Source organism: Clostridium sp. TJA020, from assembly GCF_058310295.1.
In genome coordinates, this window is sequence record NZ_JBZEFC010000019.1 from 1 (window position 1) to 1,857 (window position 1,857).

The window sequence follows — 1,857 nt, forward strand, 5'->3', positions numbered from 1 at the left end:
AAGTTTTATAGCAAAGCATATAAAAAAGGTTTTAAGTGAAAAAGATATTGTTAATGAGATAGAGCAAGACCTAGTATATGACAAGTATTTAGATATTAGGAGAAATATATTAGAGAAAGAGAGGGCAAAGAAAGAAGAAGAATATAAAAAGCAGCAAAAAGAATATGAGGAATATAGGAAAAATTATAATTCATATTATGGTGGATTTAGTAGTGGTACAAGTTCTATAAATTTTAATGACACTACAAAAGAGATAGCAAAAGAATTTATAAAGCTAGGCTTTAGAGCTATGGCTAAGAAATATCACCCCGATATAGTAAAAGATAGTGGGGAAAAGATGAAAATTATAAATGATGTCAAAAGTAAATTAGATAGTATTTTATAGTATAAGATTTAAGAGGTCCTACATTATGCAGAACCTCTTATTTTAGTTATTTGTAACCCAATAAATTAATCCTAATATAGGGAAAATAAATGTCCAATATTTTATGTTGATAAAAAAGAAAGAATGATTTTTTTTAAGTACCACATCTTTTCCAGTTGCTTTATCTATATATACCTTCTCTTCTTTGTTTAGGAAATGTCCTAATAAAAAACATAATAAGCCTGCTATAGATAATGCTACGAATTTTGGCCATCCATGCACCTCATAATATATTTCACTATTAAATAATGCATTAACTGAGTATTCAGTTAATACAAGGCTTAAAATAGCTGCAACAGGTGCTAAAATTCCACCTCTACTCCAAATAATCATAATATAAATCCACCTTATTTAAATTTGTATGTATGTCCTGCAGGCACTAGGTTATATTAACTTAAACTGTCTATAATTGTCAATATTTATACAAATATAGTTAAAATAATTATAAAATATATAGAACGTATGTTTGAAAAATTAAAGGAAAATGATATAATAAAGATAAAGAAAAAAGAATATTTTAAGTACCCTACCTGTAAGGTGGAAGGCAATTATCATATAGCCACGGGAAACAATTAATCAGTAACTAATACTGGTGTTGTTCCTGTGGCTTTTTTGTTGCTTAGAAATAGAAAGGAGAGTATAGAATGAATGATAAAGCAAGGAAAAAAAGAAATTCATACATGAGAGAATGGCGTAGGAGGAACAAGGATAAGGTTAAGAAGTATCAAGATGCATATTGGGAGCGTAAGATAAGCAAAGAAAAAAAAGAAGTGATATAGGAAAAGTTATGTATTAATTAAAAAGCCTTACTATTTAGTAGTTCTCGCGTATATATAAGAAGGTGATTAATTAATGAAATATGTAAATGAGTACTTAAAGCTAGATATAGACGAGGTTTTAAGCCTTAAAGGAAATAGGTTTATATTCAAATCGAGTGAGCTAAAAGGTAGTATTTTAACTATAAAAGATAGTGAAATTAGTATAAATGATACCTTTATAAGAATAGAAAAGTATAAAAATAAGTTTGGAGAAAAGAATTTATTTCTATGTCCTTATTGCTTAAGTCCTAGAAAACATATTTATTATATTAATGGTATTTGGAAGTGTAGAGAGTGTGGATCATTGAAGTATAAAAGTACAAATACTTATAGAGGTGGAATGGAGTATTGTGATTTAAAGATAGATAAGATATTAGATAAATTAAAACTAGAGCATGACATTAACTATTATACTGGTGATTCAATGACTAGTAATATATTAAAACCTAAATATATGAGATGGACCACATATTATAAATTAATTAAAGAGCTTATGTATTGGCAAGAAGAACGTAATAATAGGTGGCTTAATTTAGTTAATTTAAAGATGAAAAAATAATAGTGAACGTTGCACACTAAATAACGAACGTTGCATACAAAGTTTATGTAGTACTA

4 protein-coding genes are annotated in these 1,857 nt (G+C 27.3%); 3 read left to right on the forward strand and 1 reads right to left on the reverse strand.

Annotation, left to right across the window (positions count from 1 at the left end; genetic code table 11):
• Positions 1-385: molecular chaperone DnaJ (locus tag AC4FQ1_RS13065; RefSeq protein ID WP_491169866.1), on the forward strand; the 385-nt coding region annotated here is incomplete at its 5' end.
• Between the two features lie 42 nt (positions 386-427).
• Here the strand turns inward: AC4FQ1_RS13065 and AC4FQ1_RS13070 are convergent.
• Positions 428-757, reverse strand: a complete 330-nt coding sequence (locus tag AC4FQ1_RS13070; protein ID WP_491169867.1) for a hypothetical protein — start codon at positions 755-757, stop codon at positions 428-430.
• A 311-nt stretch (positions 758-1,068) separates the two neighbouring features.
• On the opposite strand from AC4FQ1_RS13070, the gene AC4FQ1_RS13075 reads away from it, so the two are divergent.
• Together AC4FQ1_RS13075 and AC4FQ1_RS13080 are read left to right on the forward strand one after the other, a co-directional pair.
• Entirely contained in the window at positions 1,069-1,203 is a 135-nt protein-coding gene (locus tag AC4FQ1_RS13075) for a hypothetical protein (protein ID WP_491169868.1), read from the forward strand.
• A gap of 73 nt (positions 1,204-1,276) precedes the next feature.
• Positions 1,277-1,801: a hypothetical protein gene (locus AC4FQ1_RS13080; RefSeq protein WP_491169869.1), complete on the forward strand. Its 525-nt coding sequence runs from the start codon at positions 1,277-1,279 to the stop codon at positions 1,799-1,801.
• The last annotated feature ends 56 nt before the right edge of the window (positions 1,802-1,857 follow it).